The sequence below is a fragment of the Capillimicrobium parvum genome (assembly GCF_021172045.1).
In the GTDB taxonomy this organism is placed as follows: domain Bacteria; phylum Actinomycetota; class Thermoleophilia; order Solirubrobacterales; family Solirubrobacteraceae; genus Capillimicrobium; species Capillimicrobium parvum.
On sequence record NZ_CP087164.1, the window covers coordinates 5440746 to 5457275 of the forward strand.

The 16530-nt window shown below is 76.3% G+C and carries 14 protein-coding genes; 10 read left to right on the forward strand and 4 right to left on the reverse strand.

What is annotated here, in order from left to right:
- Window positions 1-69 precede the first annotated feature (69 nt).
- A complete protein-coding gene (locus DSM104329_RS26400) occupies window positions 70-1179 on the reverse strand; it encodes a glycosyltransferase (RefSeq protein ID WP_259312854.1) in 1110 nt (369 codons plus the stop codon).
- 53 nt (window positions 1180-1232) lie between these two features.
- Here DSM104329_RS26400 and DSM104329_RS26405 point away from each other — a divergent pair, with 53 nt between their 5' ends.
- The 5 genes from DSM104329_RS26405 to DSM104329_RS26425 are packed head-to-tail and all read left to right on the forward strand — an operon-like array spanning window position 1233 to window position 7765.
- The gene (locus DSM104329_RS26405; RefSeq protein WP_259312855.1) at window positions 1233-2897 is read left to right on the forward strand and encodes a glycosyltransferase family 2 protein; all 1665 of its coding nucleotides are present in this window, start codon (window positions 1233-1235) and stop codon (window positions 2895-2897) included.
- Between the two features lie 41 nt (window positions 2898-2938).
- The gene (locus tag DSM104329_RS26410) at window positions 2939-4120 is read left to right on the forward strand and encodes a glycosyltransferase (protein ID WP_259312856.1); all 1182 of its coding nucleotides are present in this window, start codon (window positions 2939-2941) and stop codon (window positions 4118-4120) included.
- Entirely contained in the window at window positions 4117-5121 is a 1005-nt protein-coding gene (locus DSM104329_RS26415) for a glycosyltransferase family 4 protein (protein ID WP_259312857.1), read from the forward strand. The genes DSM104329_RS26410 and DSM104329_RS26415 overlap by 4 nt, the downstream gene beginning before the upstream one ends.
- A gap of 6 nt (window positions 5122-5127) precedes the next feature.
- Window positions 5128-5724 (forward strand): hypothetical protein, encoded by a 597-nt coding sequence (locus DSM104329_RS26420; protein ID WP_259312858.1) that lies wholly within the window; start codon window positions 5128-5130, stop codon window positions 5722-5724.
- Entirely contained in the window at window positions 5699-7765 is a 2067-nt protein-coding gene (locus tag DSM104329_RS26425) for an O-antigen ligase family protein (RefSeq protein WP_259312859.1), read from the forward strand. Before DSM104329_RS26420 ends, DSM104329_RS26425 begins: the two co-directional genes overlap by 26 nt.
- Before the next feature lie 7 nt (window positions 7766-7772).
- Here DSM104329_RS26425 and DSM104329_RS26430 read toward each other — a convergent pair whose 3' ends face one another.
- Window positions 7773-8381, reverse strand: a complete 609-nt coding sequence (locus tag DSM104329_RS26430) for a class I SAM-dependent methyltransferase (protein WP_259312860.1) — start codon at window positions 8379-8381, stop codon at window positions 7773-7775.
- A gap of 56 nt (window positions 8382-8437) precedes the next feature.
- Between DSM104329_RS26430 and DSM104329_RS26435 the strand changes: the two genes are divergently transcribed.
- Entirely contained in the window at window positions 8438-9412 is a 975-nt protein-coding gene (locus tag DSM104329_RS26435; RefSeq protein WP_259312861.1) for a glycosyltransferase family 4 protein, read from the forward strand.
- 4 nt (window positions 9413-9416) lie between these two features.
- Here DSM104329_RS26435 and DSM104329_RS26440 read toward each other — a convergent pair whose 3' ends face one another.
- Window positions 9417-9944, reverse strand: coding sequence for a zinc ribbon domain-containing protein (locus tag DSM104329_RS26440; protein WP_259312862.1), 528 nt, complete (start codon window positions 9942-9944; stop codon window positions 9417-9419).
- A gap of 79 nt (window positions 9945-10023) precedes the next feature.
- Here DSM104329_RS26440 and DSM104329_RS26445 point away from each other — a divergent pair, with 79 nt between their 5' ends.
- The 4 genes from DSM104329_RS26445 to selD all read left to right on the forward strand — a co-directional run bounded on the left by DSM104329_RS26445 (window position 10024) and on the right by selD (window position 14275).
- On the forward strand, window positions 10024-10695 hold the full coding sequence (locus tag DSM104329_RS26445) for a GOLPH3/VPS74 family protein (RefSeq protein ID WP_259312863.1): 672 nt from the start codon (window positions 10024-10026) through the stop codon (window positions 10693-10695).
- A gap of 318 nt (window positions 10696-11013) precedes the next feature.
- A complete protein-coding gene (locus DSM104329_RS26450) occupies window positions 11014-12810 on the forward strand; it encodes an MDR family MFS transporter (protein WP_259312864.1) in 1797 nt (598 codons plus the stop codon).
- Window positions 12807-13250 (forward strand): hemerythrin domain-containing protein, encoded by a 444-nt coding sequence (locus DSM104329_RS26455; RefSeq protein ID WP_259312865.1) that lies wholly within the window; start codon window positions 12807-12809, stop codon window positions 13248-13250. The genes DSM104329_RS26450 and DSM104329_RS26455 overlap by 4 nt, the downstream gene beginning before the upstream one ends.
- A complete protein-coding gene (gene selD / locus DSM104329_RS26460) occupies window positions 13247-14275 on the forward strand; it encodes a selenide, water dikinase SelD (RefSeq protein ID WP_259312866.1) in 1029 nt (342 codons plus the stop codon). The genes DSM104329_RS26455 and selD overlap by 4 nt, the downstream gene beginning before the upstream one ends.
- Here selD and DSM104329_RS26465 read toward each other — a convergent pair.
- Complete coding sequence (locus DSM104329_RS26465; protein WP_259312867.1) at window positions 14256-16367, reverse strand: MMPL family transporter; 2112 nt, start codon at window positions 16365-16367, stop codon at window positions 14256-14258. The two genes, selD and DSM104329_RS26465, sit on opposite strands and share 20 nt — an antisense overlap.
- Window positions 16368-16530 lie beyond the last annotated feature (163 nt).

Here is a 16530-nt window from a genome sequence, read left to right on the forward strand (position 1 = left end):
CCCGCCCGCCCGGCATCGATTGTCGGGTTCGTCCGGCTGAGCCCGACGAACCTGACAACGGGCGTGCGGTCAGGCGGCGTAGGCCTCGGCCAGCGCGGCGGCGACCCGCTCGGGCGCCGCCAGCTCGGCCACCCGGGCCAGCCCGTGCCCCGCCGCGGCGGCGGGATCCGGCAGGGCGAGCGCGGCGGCCAGAGCGTCGGGGTCGCCCGGGGCGACGAGCCGCGCGTCGTCGGCGACGAGCTCCGTCAGCGCGCCGATGCGCGACGCGATCACCGGCAGCCCCGCGGCCATCGCCTCCGCGGCGGCCAGCCCGAACGTCTCGGCCGACCGCGACGGCACGAGCGCGACCGAGGCGGCGGCGCGGGCGGCGGCCAGCCCATCCGGATCGAGCCGGCCGGCGAAGCGCACGCCGGCGCCGGCGGCGCGGGCCTCGAGCTGCGGACGCAGCGGGCCGTCGCCGGCGATCACGAGCGGGCGCCCGGCGCGGCGGCAGGCGTCGATCGCCACGTCCGCGCCCTTCTCGACCGCGAGACGGCCGGCGAACAGCGCCGGGCCGGCGGGGTCGAAGCACGGCGCCGTGGCGACCGCCGCGACCGGGTGCGCGATGACGCGCACCCGGCCCGGGTCGAGCGGCGCACCGAGGTCGATCAGCCGCCTGCGCGCGAACGCGCTCGGCACGACGACCACGTCGGCCTGCGCGACCAGCCGCCGCTGCCAGAGCGCCAGCGCCGCGCCGTAGACCGCCGCCTCGGCTCCCGTGCCCCGGCAGTCGAGCCGGACGCCGGGCCGGGTGTCGCGCCCGTGGCAGCGGGTGCAGTCCACCCCCCGCGTGAAGCAGGTCCCCACCGCGCACACGAGCCGGTAGTTGTGCAGATGCAGCACGACGCGCGCGCCCGCCGCGCGCGCCGCCGCGAGCCCGCGCCAGCCGAACGCCGGCAGCACGTTGTGGGCGTGCACGACCCGCGCCCCCGTCCGCCGCACGGCGGCGGCGACGTCGCCGGGCGCCAGCCCGCCGCCCAGCAGGCCCGCCGCCGCCCGCGCCCGGCCGAGCGCGGCGCTGTCGCGCTCGAGCAGCTCGGCGTCCTCGCCCAGCCGCTCGCGTACGAGCGCCAGCAGGTCGGCGACGACGCGCTCCTCGCCGCCGGTCGTGCGGTAGCGATTGTGCAGGAACAGGATCACTGCGCCGCAACGGTACGGCACGCTCCCGGCGCCCCCGTACGCTGCGGGCGACCGTGGACACGACCGTCTCCATCGCCATACCGACGCGCAACCGCGCCGGCTACCTGCGCACCGCGCTGCGGTCGATCGTGCCCCAGGCGCGCGCGGCGGGCGCCGACGTCCTCGTGGTCGTCGACGGGCCCGACCCGGCCAGCGAGGCCGTCGCCGCCGAGCTGGGCGTGCGCGCGGTCGTCCACGAGGCGCCGCGCGGGCTGAACGCCGCCCGCAACACCGCCATCGCGCAGACCGGCGGCGAGCTCCTCGCCTTCGTCGACGACGACGTCGCGGTGCACCCCGGCTGGCTCGCCGCGCTGCGCTCCGCCGCCGCCGCCGAGCCCGGCGTCGACTGCTTCACCGGCCCGATCGTCGCGCGCATCGAAGACCACGCCTTCCCGATGTGCGGGCGCGAGGGGCCGCCGGTCACCTTCCTCGACCTCGGCCGCGCCGACGTCGACGCCCCGCACGCGTGGGGGGCGAACATGACGATCCGCCGCGGCGCGTTCGAGCGGGTGGGCCGCTTCGACGAGAGCCGCGAGCTCTACGGCGACGAGCAGGAATGGCAGGACCGGCTGCGCGCCTCCGCCCGCCCGCGCATCCGCTACGTGGCCGCCGCCCGGCTCGACCACCGGCGCGCGGGCGACGACGCCCGCCTGCGCAGCCTGATGCGCGCGGCGCGGGCGCGGGGCCGCGCCAGCCGCCGCTTCGACGTCCACCGCGGCACGGCGCCGGGCCTCGCCGCCGAGCTGCGCGTGCTCGCCGGCTGCGTCGCGCATGGGCCGCGCCACCGGTGCGCCAACGGCCCGGTCATGGCCGCCCACAGCGCCGGCCGGCTCGAGGCCGCCCTGCGGCCCGCGCCCGACCCGGCCGCGCCGGACTTCCTCGCCGGCGTCTCCGGCACCGTGGGCGGACGCCGCGCGGCGCTGCGCCGCGCCGCGGATGCGCTGCTCGACGTCGCCGCCCTGCCGGTCCGCGCCCGCCTGCGCCGGGCCGGTCGCGCGACGCCCCGCCGGCGCGTCCTCGCCCTGGCGATCGTCCGCGACGAGCACCGCGACCGCTGGGACCGCATCGCGGCGCAGCTGCGCGCGAGCCGCCACGACGTCGAGGTGGCGACCACCGCTCCCGGCGACCGCGGCAAGTTCGAGAACCTCGACGCGCTGCTCAGCGCCCACCCCGCCGGCGCCCACGACTGGCTGCTCGTCTGCGACGACGACGTCGTCCTGCCCGGCGCCTTCCTCGACGACCTGGTCGCCGCCGCCGAGCGCCTGGACCTCCAGCTCGCCCAGCCGGCGCACCGCCTGCACTCCCACGCCGCCTGGAGCGTGACCCGCCGGCGGGGCGGGTGGGCCGGATCCCTCGCCCGCGAGACGGCGTTCGTCGAGATCGGCCCGGTCACGCTCGTCGCCGCGGCCGCGTTCGGAGACCTGCTGCCGTTCCCGCCGCTGCGCATGGGCTGGGGGCTCGACGTCCACTGGGCGGCGCTGGCCCGCGAGCGCGGGCTGCGCCTCGGCGTCGTCGACGCCGTGCCGGTCCTGCACGACGCCGCGCCCGCCGCGGCCGCGTACTCCCGCCGCGACGCGGAGGCCGAGGCGCGCGCGTTCCTCGCCACGCGCCCGTACCTCCCGCGCGATGAGGCCAACCGCACCCTGCGCGTCCACCGAAGGCTCCCTGCAGCGGGGTAGCCTGCGCACATCCTGCGCGCTGACGTCCGCATCCCGCCGCCGTGAAGGCGCTCGTCGTCGCCGAGTTCTACCCGTCCGAGCGCGACCCCGTGCTGGGGATCTGGGCGCACGAGCAGGCCGTCGCCGCGCGCGACGCCGGAGCCGAGGTCGAGGTCGTGGTGCTGCACCGGCTCGTCCCGCCGCGGACGTCCCTGCGCAACCGCAGCGCGCTGCACGAGCTCGGCCGGCGGCTGCGCGAGCCCCGCACCCAGCACCGCGACGGCCTGCGCGTGACGTACGTGCCGTTCGTCTCGCCCCCCCGCGCGCGGGCGTACGCGCGCTGGGGCGCCTGGGCCGCCCCGCCGCTGGCCGCCGCCCTGCGCCGCATCCGCCGGCGCTTCCCGTTCGACGTCGTGCACGCCCACAACAGCGTGCCCGCCGGCCAGGCCGTCCTGCGCGCCCGCACCCGTGCGCCGCTCGTCCTCTCGGTCCACGGCCCCGACGTGCTCTTCGTCCCGCAGCAGGTGCCCGGCGGCGACGTGGCCGTACGGCACGCGCTCAGCGGGGCGCGGATCGTGCTCGCCAACTCGGAGGGCATCGCCAACCTCGTGCGCCGGCAGGGCGTCGGCGACGTGCGGGTCGTGCACCTCGGCACCGATCTGCCCGGCGGGATCGAGCAGAAGAGCGCCGAGACGATCGTCACCGTCGGCCACCTCGTCGCCCGCAAGCGCCACGCCGACGTCATACGGGCGCTCTGGCTGCTGCGCGAGCGCCACCCAGAGCTGCACTACCTCGTCATCGGCGACGGCCCCGAGCGCGGCAACCTCGAACGGCTCGCCGCCGACCTCGGCGTGCCCGTGCGCTTCACGGGCCAGCTCGAGCACGCGCAGGCACTGGGGCTCGCCCGGCGCTGCGCGCTGTTCGTCATGCCGAGCATCGACGAGGCCTTCGGCGTCGCCTACGTCGAGGCGATGGCCGGCGGCGTGCCGGCGATCGGCGCACGCGGCGAGCCCGGCCCCGAGGACATCGGCGACGGGCTCGTGCTCGTTCCGCCGGGCGACCCTGAGCGGCTGGCCGCGCAGATCGAGGACCTCGTCGCGGAGCCGCGCTACCTGCAGGAGCTGGGCGCCGTCGCGCGGGCGACCGTCGCCGAGCGCTTCACGTGGGCGCGCTGCGGCACGGACACGGTCGCCGCCTACGAGGCCGCGCTGGGCGCCGAAGCCGGAGACAAGCGGGCGATTTGAAGCCGGTCCTGCTGGTGACCGGCCACGCGCCGGGCGACCGCGTGGCCCCGTTCGCCGCGCTGCACGAGCGCGAGTCCATCGAGGTCGCGCTGTTCGGCGGGCGCGACCGCCACGGCGCGGCGGGCCGCGCCGCCCTGCCCGTGCCGCACCGCACCGTCGGCCAGCGGGGCGTCTACGGGCTGGCCGCCGGCGGCCGCTACCGGGCGGTGATCGCCGGGCTCGGCGGTCGCGTCGCGCCGCTCGCCGCCGCGCTCGGCGCCCGCCGCGCCGGGATCCCGTTCGTCCTGTGGACGGGGCTGTGGGCGCACCCGCGCAGCGCCGCGCACCTCCTCTCCTACACCCCGACGCTCTGGCTGTACCGCAGCGCCGGCGCGGTGGTCACGTACGGACCCCACGTGTCCGAGTACGTCCGCCGCCGCGGGGCGCGCAACGTGCACGTCGCCCCGCAGGCCGTCGACGCCGCGTTCTGGGGCGCGACGGTGCCCGGCCGGCGCGAGCGCGCGTTCCAGGTGCTGTTCGTCGGCCGGCCCGATCCCGAGAAGGGCCGCGCGGTGCTGCTCGACGCCTGGCCGGACGCCGTCTGCGTCGGCGACCCGCCCGTGCCGCCGGAGGAGGTGCGCAACTTCCTGGCGGGATCGCACGTCCTGGTCGTAGCGTCGCTGCGGACCCGCACCTTCCGGGAGCCGTGGGGGCTCGTCGTCAACGAAGCCATGCACCAGCGCGTTGCAGTCATCGCCACCGACCAGGTCGGCGCCGCCGCCGGCGGCCTCCTGCGCCACGAGCGCACCGGGCTCGTCGTGCCCGCGGGCGATGCGGGCGCCCTGCGCGCCGCGATCGAGCGCCTGCGCGACGACCCCGGCCTGCGCGAGCGCCTCGCCGCCGCCGGGGCCGCGGCCGTCGCCGCCCACACCCCGCAGGCCTGGGCGGGCGGCATGTCCGCGGCCCTGGCGAGCGTGGGCGCCGGCGCGCCGACCCCCCGAACCGAGCCGCTAGCGTCGTAGGGCTTCATGCGCAGGGCGTTCCTCCTCACCCTCCTGCTCGTGCTGCTTCCGGCTGCCGCCGCGCACGCCAGCGCCGCCCAGGTCATCCGGGACTGCACCGACGACGGCGTCCTCTCCGGCAGCTACAGCCAGAAGGAGCTGCGCTCGGCGCTCGCCAACCTGCCCAGCGACGTCGACGAGTACACCAACTGCCGCGACGTGATCCGCGCCGCGCAGCTCTCGGGCGGCAGCGGCAACGCCGGCGGGGGTGGCTCCACGACCGGCGGCGGGTCCACCGGCACCGGTGGCGGCGGCACCGGCGCCACGGGCACGACGAGCGGCGGCACCGGCGCCACGGGTACCGCCCCCAAGCCGAAGACCGGCAGCTCGCCGGGCCCCTTCGGCGGCTTCTCGGGATATCCGGCGGACCCGGAGGCGGGCGCCACGAAGCGGGAGCTCGCGGCGGTCGGCGCCGCGCAGCACGCGCCGGCCGAGAACACGTCCGTGGCCGCGGCCACCCTGCCGGCGCCGCTCGTGGTCGCCCTGGCGCTCGGCGCGCTGGGACTGATCGTCCTCGGAGCCCTCGACCTTCGGCGCCGTGTCGTCGCACGCCGCGGCGCCTGACGCCGCGCTCGCGCCGGCCCGCGCCCTCGCCCTGCGCCGCCCGGGGGCGACCGCGTGGACGACGCTCGGCGTGGGCGCGCTGCTCACGCTCGTGGCGTTCGCCGCCAACGGCGGGCTGCGGCTCGGCGAGACGACGACCGTCGAGATCGGGCTCCTGCTCGGCTGCGGGGTCGGCGGCGCCGGGGCGATCCTGGCCACGCCCGACCGCGGCCGCTGGTGGGGCGCCGGGGCGCTGGCCGCCTTCGCACTCTTCGCCGGCTGGACGCTCGTGTCGATCGTCTGGGCGGTGCAGCCGTCGGATGCCTGGGTCGAGGCGAACCGCACGCTGACCTACCTGGCGGTGTTCGCCGCCTCGCTCGCGTTCGTGCGCGTCGCGCCGCGCCAGTGGGAGGGCGTGCTCGGCGGGATCGTGCTGGCCACGGTCGTCGTCTCCGGCTACGCCTTGGTGACGAAGGTGTTCCCGGGGACGCTCAGCGCCGATGAGCTCTACGCCCGCCTGCGCGCCCCGTTCGGCTACTGGAACGCGACCGGCCTCTTCGCCGCGCTCGGGATCCCCGCCTGCGTCTGGCTCGGCGCGCGCCGGCACGGCTACGGCCCGCTCTCGGCGCTCGCCTTCCCCGCGCTCGGCGTCCTGCTCGTCGCGGTGCTGCTGGCCTACTCGCGCGGCGCGCTGCTCGCCCTCGCCCTCGGCCTGATCTTCTGGTTCGCGGTCGTGCCGCTGCGCGTGCGCGGCGCGGCGGTGCTGCTCATCGGCGCGGCCGGTGCGGTGCCGGTGGCGCTGTGGGCGTTCGCGCGTGACGGGCTGACCACCGACCGCCTGTCCACCGACCTGCGCGCGCCTTCCGGCCACGAGCTCGGCGTGCTGCTGGTCGTGATGGTCGGGCTGCTGCTCGCGGTGGGCCTGTGGGTGAGCTTCCGGGAGTCGCGCGATTCGCTGAGCCGGATCGCCCGCCGCCGCATCGGCGTGACGCTCCTCGTCTGCCTGGCGCTCGTGCCGGTCGGCGTCGCCGCCTACCTCGCGACGACCGACCGCGGGCTGTTCGGCTCGATCTCGCACGGCTGGACGACGCTGACCGACCCGCACGCCACGACGCCGCCCAACGACCCCAGCCGCCTGACCGCGGTGGGCTCGGTGCGCTCGCGCTACTGGAACGAGGCGCTCAAGGCGTTCAAGGACCACCCGGTGCTCGGCGTCGGCGCCGAGGGCTACGCGACGGCCCGCGCGTTCTACCGCGACGACACGCTCGAGGTGCGCCACGCCCACGGCTTCGTCGTGCAGACGCTGGCCGACCTGGGAATCGTGGGCCTGGCGCTCGCGCTGCTGGCGCTGGGCGCGTGGCTGTACGCCGCCGCGCGCGCGACCGGCCTGCGCGAACGCGACCGAGGCCGCCGCTACGGCCCGGAGCGCATCGGCCTGCTGACGATGGTGTCGATCGTCGTCGTCTACGGCGTGCACTCGTTCGTCGACTGGACGTGGTTCATCCCCGGCTGCACCGTCCTCGCGCTGCTGTGCAGCGGCTGGGTCGCGGGCCGCGGGCCGCTGCGCCAGCCGCCGCCGGACCCGCCGCCTCTGCGCGGGCCGCGCGCCTGGCTGCGCGAGCGCCCGGCGGTCGCGGCCGCGCTGCTGGCCCTCGTCACGGCGGTGGGCGTCGCGTGGGCGGTGTGGCAGCCGCTGCGCTCGCTGGACGCGACGAACGCGGCCCTGGCCAAGCTCGAGTCCGGCGACCTGGTCGGCGCGCAGCGCGACGCGCGGACCGCCGGCGACCGAAACCCGCTCTCGCTCGAGCCGCTGAGCGTTCTCGCCGTCGCCCAGAGCCGCGCGGGCGACCAGCAGGCGGCGCTGCAGACGCTGCAGCGCGAGGTGCGCCTGCAGCCGAGCAACCCGGAGCCGTGGCTGCGCCTGGGCGACTTCCAGTTCAACAAGCTCCACCAACCGGCCGAGGCGCTGAAGTCCGTGCGCACCGCGCTGTACCTGGACCCGCACAACCCGCAGACGATCGGCGCGTACATCGTCGTGCTGCGGGCCACGCAGAAGGGCTGAGCGGGCGCTACCAGCGCCCGCGGACGGCCGCCAGCCAGAGCGTCCGGCCGTCGGCCTCGATCTCGACCGCCTCGAAGCCGAGGTCCTCGACGACCTCGCGCAGCGAGCGCTCGTTGAAGAAGCGGACGTGGTCGGCGCGCGGCTCGAAGTGCTCGGCGAACGCCTCCGGATCCGCGGCGAGGCGCTGCAGCAGCTGCGGCGGATGGTCGGGCGTCGTCAGCAGCAGGCGGCCGCCGGAGGGCAGCACGCGGCGCACCTCGCTCAGCCAGCCGGCGACGTCGACGACGTGCTCGACGACCTCGCCGGCCCAGACGACGTCGACCGCCGCGTCGTCGAGGACGAGCGCTCCTTCGAGCGGCGCGTGCCGGAACGTGAGGCCCGGGTGGCGCTCGCGCGCGCGGCGCAGCGGCTCGCCGACGACGTCGACGCCGACCGGCTGCGCGCCTGCGGCGGCAAGCGCCGCGGTGAAGTCCCCCTCGCCGCAGCCGAGGTCCAGAACCGGCTCGCCGGGACGCACGCGCGCGAGCAGCCAGTCGCGGCGCTCCGCGAAGCGCTCGGGCTGCGTTCCCGGCGGGATCAAGGCCCAGAGCGCCTCGAGCAGCTCGGCATGGCTCACGCCGGCGAACGCTACCCGCCCGCCACCGCGCGACGATTGGAAGTACGCTAGAGCACGTGAGGGTGGCCTTCGACTCCCGTCCCGCCACGGACGGTGGAGGGATCGGCCGGTACGCGCGCTGCGTGCTCGCCGGCCTGCGCGAGACCGCGCCGTCCGGTGCGGAGATCGTCGAGACCCACCGGCCACGACGCGCCGACCTCTTCCACTCGCCGTGGTTGGACGGCGCGCCGCTGCGCCCGTCGATCCCCACCGTCGTGACGCTCCACGACCTGCACCAGATCAAGCGCCGCGGCGAGTACCTGCGCTCGGGCGTGCGCTCGAAGCTGCGCTATCTCGCCGTCCAGCGCGCGACGCGCGTGATCGTGCCGACGGAGGCGGTGGCGGCCGACGTCGTCGAGCACCTCCGCGTCGCACGCCAGGCCATCAGCGTCATCCCCGAGGCCGCGGCCCGCACGCTGACGGCGCGCCCGCCCGACGTGGTCGCCCAGGCGCGCAAGCGCTACGGCCTGCCGCAGGACTACCTGCTCTGGGTCGGCGGGCTCGAGCATCCCGATCCCCGCAAGCGCGTGGCGGACCTCGCCGGCGCGCCCCGCACGCTGCCGCTCGTGCTCGTCGGCTCGACGAGCCGGTGGGCCGAGGAACTGCCGGACGTGACGCTCACCGGGCACGTGCCCGACGACGACCTCGCGGCCATCTACAGCGGCGCCCGCGCGCTCGTCATCCCCTCCGACGACGAGGGCTTCGGGCTGCCCGCCGTGGAGGCGCTCGCCTGCGGCACGCCGGTCGTGGCGAGCGACGTCCCCGCGCTGCGCGAGGTGCTCGCCGGCCGCGCGACGTTCGTCGGCATCGACGACGTCGCCGGCCTGCTGGCCGCCGCCGAACGGGTCGAGCGCCCGGCGCCGCCGCCGCCGAGATGGAGCTGGAACGACGCCGCCCTCGCCACGTGGGACGTCTACCGCGAGGCGATCGCCGCGACCACGGCGCCGGCCACCCTGCGCCCGCGCCGACGACCGGCGCGCCCCGTCGGCTGAGCCCCTACGACCCGGGCGGCCGCAGCATCAGCTGGAGCTCGAGCATCTCGTCGCGCTTGAGGGCGGTGACGACCAGCTCCTCGCCGCCGGCGCAGTGCACCTCGAGCCGGCTGCGACCCAGCCGCCGTGAGACCTCGGTCCCGAGCACGTGGCTGAGGTCGTTCTCGAAGCGCAGGCGGTGGCGCTTGCCGACGCCCTCGAGGAGGAACAGCCGCGTGCTCGTCACGACGACGATCCCGTCGATGCCGTTGACGCTGCCGAAGCGAAAGAAGCCGACGACCTCGTCGGACCCGAGGTGCCCGCCCGCCGCGTCGATGATCTGCTGAGGGGTCGTGTTGCGCGGCTTACGGCGCACGAGCAGCCCGCCCAGGATGCTCGGCTCGTCCTCGAGGTCGGCCGGCGGCGGCGTGGCGGCCGCGGTCTCGCCCCGGTCGAAGCGATAGCCGCAGAAGCGGCACTTGCGCGCGGCCTCGAGCACCTCCTCGGCGCAGTCCGGGCAGATCTTCGTGGGGCGGTCGGCGGCGTCGCTCACGGCGCAGCAGATGTTCTCACGGGACGCGCCCGTGGCCCATCCACCCCGAGCGGGCGGCGCGAATCGGTAGCCTCGTCGGATGGAGCTCATCCTCGCCGAGCAGACGCTCCTGATCGCGCTCGACGACGAGAAGGGACGCGACTCGACCTCGTGGGGGAGCGACCCCGGCCTGGCCGCCGCCCTGCTGCTCGACCTCGCCCGCCACGAGCTCGTCGTGGTCGACGCGGACGGCAGGCTCGCCGCCGTCGACGGGCCACCGCCGGGCCACGAGCTGTTGCGCGAGGCCCATGCCGCCATCCTCGGCTCGGAGCGGCGACGCAACGCCAAGGGCTGGGTGGGCCGGCTGCCGCACGAGCTCAAGCCGCTGCGCACGCGCCTGGCCCGCGGCCTCGTCGAGCGCGGCATCCTCACCGAGCAGCGCACCAAGTTCCTCGGCCTGCTTCCGACGACGCGCTTCCCGGCGGCGGACGAGCGCCCGGAGCGCGAGCTGCGCGAGCGCCTGCACCAGGTGCTCGTCGAAGGCCGCGAGCCGTCCGAGGACGAGGCGCTGCTCATCGGACTGCTCGAGCCGCTGGAACTGATCGACACGGTGGTGGAGCGCGACGAGCGGCGCGCCGCGCGCAAGCGGGCCAAGGCGGTCGCCGAGCAGGGCATCGCGGGCCGGGCGGTGCGCGACGCGGTCGCGTCCGTGCAGGCGGCGGTCATCGCCGCGGTGGTGGCGTCGAGCGTCGCCGCCACGTCGTCGACCTGAGCGGCGCCGGCGCCGGCGCCCGTGCCCGTGCCCGCGGCGAGCGCGCCACAGCCGCGCAGACCTGACGGCGCCTACGACGGGGACGTGCCGGACGCGGGCTCGCCGCGGCGGATCGCGGGTAGCCCCCGGCCATGACGACGGGGGCAGGCGATCGCCGCAGGCTGGCGCTGATCATCGGCGCGCTGATGCTGGTCATGCTGCTCTCGTCGCTGGACCAGACGATCGTCTCGACCGCGCTGCCCACCATCGTCGGCGAGCTCGGCGGCCTCAACCACCTGTCGTGGGTGGTCACGAGCTACCTGCTCGCGATCACCCGTCGTGACGCCGCTGTACGGCAAGCTCGGCGACCTCTACGGCCGCAAGGTCGTGCTGCAGGGCGCGCTCGTGCTGTTCCTGGTGGGCTCGGCGCTGTGCGGCGTGGCCCAGGACATGACGCAGCTGATCGCGTTTCGCGCGGTGCAGGGCCTCGGCGGCGGCGGGCTGATGGTCAGCGCGCAGGCGGCGATCGGCGACGTCGTCCCGCCGCGCCAGCGCGGCCGCTACACCGGCCTGTTCGGCGCGGTGTTCGGCATCTCGAGCGTGGCGGGCCCGCTCATCGGCGGCTTCCTCACGAGCCATCTCTCGTGGCGCTGGATCTTCTACGTGAACCTGCCGCTGGGCGCCGTTGCGCTCGTCGCGCTCGGCGTGACGCTGCCGCCGGGCCGCGAGCGGCGCGAGCACGCCATCGACTACGCGGGGACGGTGCTGCTGGCGGTCGCGTTGAGCTCGCTGGTGCTGCTGACGACGCTCGGCGGGACGACCTACGCCTGGGCATCGGCGCAGATCGCCGGGCTCGGGATCCTGGCGGTCGTCGCGACGGCGCTCTTCCTCCTCGTCGAGCACCGCGCCCGCGAGCCGGTGCTCCCGCCCCGCCTCTTCCGCAACCGCGTGTTCAGCGTGACGAGCGCGATCGGGTTCGTCATCGGCTTCGCGCTCTTCGGCGCGCTGACCTACCTGCCCCTGTTCCAGCAGGTCGTGCGCGGCGACTCGCCCACCGAGTCGGGCCTGCAGCTCATCCCGGTCATGGCCGGCGTGCTCATCGGCTCGATCGGCTCGGGGCAGGTCATCACGCGCACGGGGCGCTACCGGCTGTTTCCCATCGCCGGCACCGGGATCGCCTGCGCCGGGATGCTGCTGCTCTCGACGCTCGACGCGGACACGTCGGTGCCTGCGAGCGCCGCGTTCATGTTCATCATGGGGCTCGGGCTCGGGCTCGTGATGCAGGTCCTGGTCCTCGCGGTGCAGAACGCGGTGTCCTACGACGAGCTGGGCGTCGCCACGTCGGGCGCCACGCTGTTTCGCTCGATCGGCGGGTCGCTGGGCACGGCGGTCCTCGGCGCGATCTTCGCCAACCGCCTGGCGAGCGAGCTGGCCATGCGGCTGCCGGCGGGCTCGCCGGACACGGCGGCGCTCGAGGGCGGCGGGTCGCTCGACCCGTCGGCCGTCCAGCGCCTGCCGGCGTCGGTGCACGACGCTTACATCGGCGCGTTCACCGACTCGCTGGCATCGGTGTTCGTGGTCGCCGCCGCGGTCCTGGCCGTGGCGTTCGTCCTCACGTGGCTGCTCGAGGAGCGCCCGCTGCGCCAGACGGTCGAGACCGCCGGGGTGGGCGAGGCGTTCGCGGCGCCCCGTGAGGGCGACTCGCTCAGCGAGATCACGCGCGAGCTGGCGCGCCTCGTCGGCCGCGACCGCGCCCGCAGGTTCATCGAGGGCGTCGTGGACGAGGCCGGGATGGACCTGCCGCCCGGCGCCGCGTGGGTCCTCGTGCGCGCCCGCGACGGCGACCCGCTGGACCCGGATGCCCTGAGCGCCGGGCGTCCCGTCGACCCGGCGTGGGTGCGAGCGCAGATCGCCGAGCTGCACGGTCGCGGGCTCGCGGACGACGGCGCGCTGACGCCGGGCGGGCGAGCGACCGCGGACCGGCTGCTCGCCGCGCGGCGATCGGCGCTCGAGCGGCTCGTCGCCGGCTACTGCCCGCGCGACGACGACGAGCTCGACGCGACGATGGCCCGCCTGGCGCGCGAGCTGGCCGAGGAGCGCCCGGCGACGGCTCTGACACACTCGGAGGCATCGTGAAGCGGTCCGACGCTCTCGCCTCGCTCTCGCGCGACCACCACCACGCGCTGGTCGCCGCGCAGCGCCTGCGCCGGGCCGGCCCGGAGACCGCCGCGGCGGCGCGCGCGGCGTTCCTCGAGTTCTGGACGACCGACGGGCGCCGGCACTTCCGCCTCGAGGAGGAGATCCTGCTGCCGGCCTACGCCGCGTTCGGCGACGCGCACCACCCGCTCGTGCTCAAGGCGCTCGGCGAGCACGTCGAGATCCGGCAGCGGGCGGACGCGCTGACGGCCGCCGCCGAGCCCGGGGTCGACGCGCTGCACGACCTGGGCGAGCGTCTCGCCGCCCATGTCCGGCTCGAGGAGCGGCAGCTCTTCGTGCTCATCGAGGAGGCGATGCCCGCGCAGCCGCTCGCGGCGGTCGCCGCGGCAATCGAGCGGGCGGAGCGCGACGGGGCGTGACCCAGGTCGGGGCCGTCACGCTGACCTCGCTGTCGCACGGCGCCGGCTGCGGCTGCAAGCTGCCGGTCGCGGCGCTCGAGCCGCTCCTGCGGGGCCTGCCGCGCAGCGCCGACCCGCGGCTGCTCGTGGGCCACGAGACCTCCGACGACGCGGGGGTCGTGCAGGTGGCGCCCGACCTCGCGCTCGTGCAGACCGTCGACTTCTTCACGCCGATCGTCGACGACCCCTACGACTTCGGCCGCATCGCCGCCGCCAACGCACTGTCCGACGTCTACGCGATGGGGGGCCGACCGCTCAGCGCGCTGAGCCTCGTCGCGTTCCCGCTCGAGCGGCTCGGCGCGGAGATGCTCGCCGAGATCCTCCAGGGCGGGCTCGATGTCGTCGAGGCGGCGGGGGCGATGGTCGTCGGCGGCCACTCGATCGACGATCCCGAGCCGAAGTTCGGCCTCGCCGTCACCGGGCTCGTGCACCCCGGCGCCGTCCTCACGAACGCGGGTGGCCGTGCGGGCGACGCGCTCGTCCTGACCAAGCCGCTCGGCGTGGGCGCGATCTCGACCGCGCTCAAGCGCGGTGCCGCCGGTCCCGGGCTGCTCGACGCGGCGGTGGCGACGATGGTGGCCCTCAACGACGCGGCGTCGCAGGCGGCCCTCGCGGCCGGGGCCCACGCCGCGACCGACGTCACCGGCTTCGGCCTGCTCAACCACCTCCACGAGCTGGCGCGGGCCAGCGGCGTGGCGGCGGAGGTCGACGCGGCGGCGGTCCCGGTCCTGCCCGGCGTGCAGGAGCTCCTGCGCGGCGACGACGCCGTGTCGGGCGGCAGCCGGCGCAACCGCCTGCACGCCGAGGGCTTCACGCGCTACGAGGCGGGCGTCGAGGAATGGCGCCGGCGCCTGGTCGCCGACGCGACGACCTCGGGCGGCCTGCTCGTCGCGGTCGACCCGGCGCGCGCCGGCGACGTGCCGGGACCGGTCGTGGGCCGGCTCGTGCACGGCGCCGCGGGCGCCGTCACGGTGCGCGCGCGCTGACCGCGACCTCCGGGTGGCCGCTGCCGGGCCACCACGCGCGCTCGCCGAGGACCACCGTGATCGAGGGAACGAGCAGCGCGCGGACGACGAACGTGTCGAGCAGGACGCCGAGCGCGACCGTCCCGCCGATCTGGACGAGCTGCTCGAGCGGCAGGACCGTCAGCGAGGCGAACGTGCCGGCGAGGATCAGCCCGGCGCCGGTCACGACGCCGCCGGTCGTGACGAGCGCCCGGGTGACGCCCTCCGCGGTGCCGTGCTCGCGCGCCTCGTCGCGCGCCCGGTGCATGAGGAAGATGTTGTAGTCCACCCCGAGCGCGACGAGGAAGATGAACGACATGAGCGTGAGGTTGAACGTCAGCCCGTCCTCGCCGAGCACCTTGGTGAAGAGCACGGTCGCGATGCCGAGCGTCGCCGCGAACGACGCGATCACCGTGACGATCAGGTAGAGGGGCGCCACGAGCGCGCGCAGCAGCAGGCACAGGACGGCGAAGACGACGAGCAGCGCGACCGGCACGATGATCCGCGTGTCGCTGCGGTTCGTCTCCTCGACGTCGAGGTTCTCCGCCGTGATGCCGCCCACCGACGCCTCGTCGGTGAGCCCGGCCAGCAGCTCGCGGATCCGCTCGACGACGTGCGCGGCCGGCGAGCCGTACGGGTCCTCGTCGAGGATCACGGCGATCAGCGCCAGCTGGCCGTTCCGCGAGGCGCCCGCCGGAACCGCCGCGTCGACCTCCCGCAGGTCGTTGAGCGCGTCGAGCGCCCGTCCCGCGACCGGCACGTCGACGAGCACGATGAGCGGCGAGTTGATGCCGGGCGGGAAGTGGGCGTTCAGGAGCTCCGTGCCCTGGCCCGAGTCCGTCGTACCCAGGATGCCCTGCCCGAACCCGATCGACTGCGTGCCGACCAGGTTGCCGGCGGCGCAGACGACGAGCCCGGCGGTGATCGCGGCGATCAGCACGCGGGCGCGCCGACGCACGAGCGCCGCCACGCGGACCCAGCGCGGCGACCGCACGGGCCGGGACGCGGCCTGTGTCGGCCAGAACGCGTGCGGGCCGAGGACCGCGAGCACCGCGGGCAGCAGCGTGAACGCGGCGAGCAGCATCACGGCGATGCCGAGCGCCAGCACCGGCCCCAGCCAATGGGTCGACTCGAGGTCGGCCAGGAGCAGGACCAGCATGGCGGCGATCACGGTCGCGCCCGCCGCGCCGATCGCGGGCGCGGACCCGACGACCGCGCGCCGCAGCGCCGGCTCGTGACCGTCGCCGGCGCCCAGCTCCTCGCGGTAGCGCTGGACGATCAGCAGCGCGTAGTCGGTCCCCGCCCCGAAGATGAGGACGAGCAGCAGCATCGTGCCCTCGGCGTTGACCTGGATGGCGTCGGCTTCGATGAGCAGGTACGTCAGGCCCGCCGTGACGAGGTAGGCCGCGGCGACCACGATCAGCGGCAGGACCGCGAGCGCCGGCGCCCGGTAGACGACGAGCAGCAGCACGAGGACGAGACCCGCGGTGACGAACAGCAGCGTGCGCCCGGCGTCGTCGGCGGCCTGCTCGAAGTCCACGGCCGTGCCGGCCGGGCCGGTCACGTGGGCCTGCAGGCCGGGCGGGGTCTGCGCGCGGACGACGCGCCGGATCTGGTGCACGGCCGGCGTGATCGCGCCCGGCACGTTGGCGTCGATGCCGACCGGCACCACCGCCGCGTCGCCGTCGCGCGAGATGAGGCCCGCGCCGCCGAGGATGTCTGAGCGGCCGCGCTCGGTGAACGGCGCGAACGCCGGCGTGGCGCCGCGCAGGCCGAGCCGGTCGATCGAGGTGGCCATCCCGCCGATGGCCGTGCGGTCGGCCCGGGTCAGGCCGCCGTCGCGGGCGAAGACGATGAGCGCCGGGATGTCGCTGCCGCCCTGGACGCCGCCCTGGCCGAGGGCCTGGGTCGCCTTCGTCGAGTTCGAGTGGCGGGGCAGGAAGCTGGTCTGCCCGCCCTGCGTGACGTCCGGCAGCTTCGCGTGCCCCATGTAGCCGAGCACGGCGGCGGCCAGCCACGCCGCGATGACGACGAAGCGCCCTCGCCGTCCTGTAGCCCACGCCACGACCCGCATGTCGAGGCGCAGTCTCCCTCACCGCGCGGTCAGGGCGAAAGCGCCGGCCGTCCTGGCGTTGAGGGTCGACAGTCCGGGTACGTCGTCATCACCGTGCGGAAGCTCTCCTGCTCGTCGGGCAGTGCCGTGTTGGCGGTCGGTCTCCTCCTCTCGCTTCATCGTG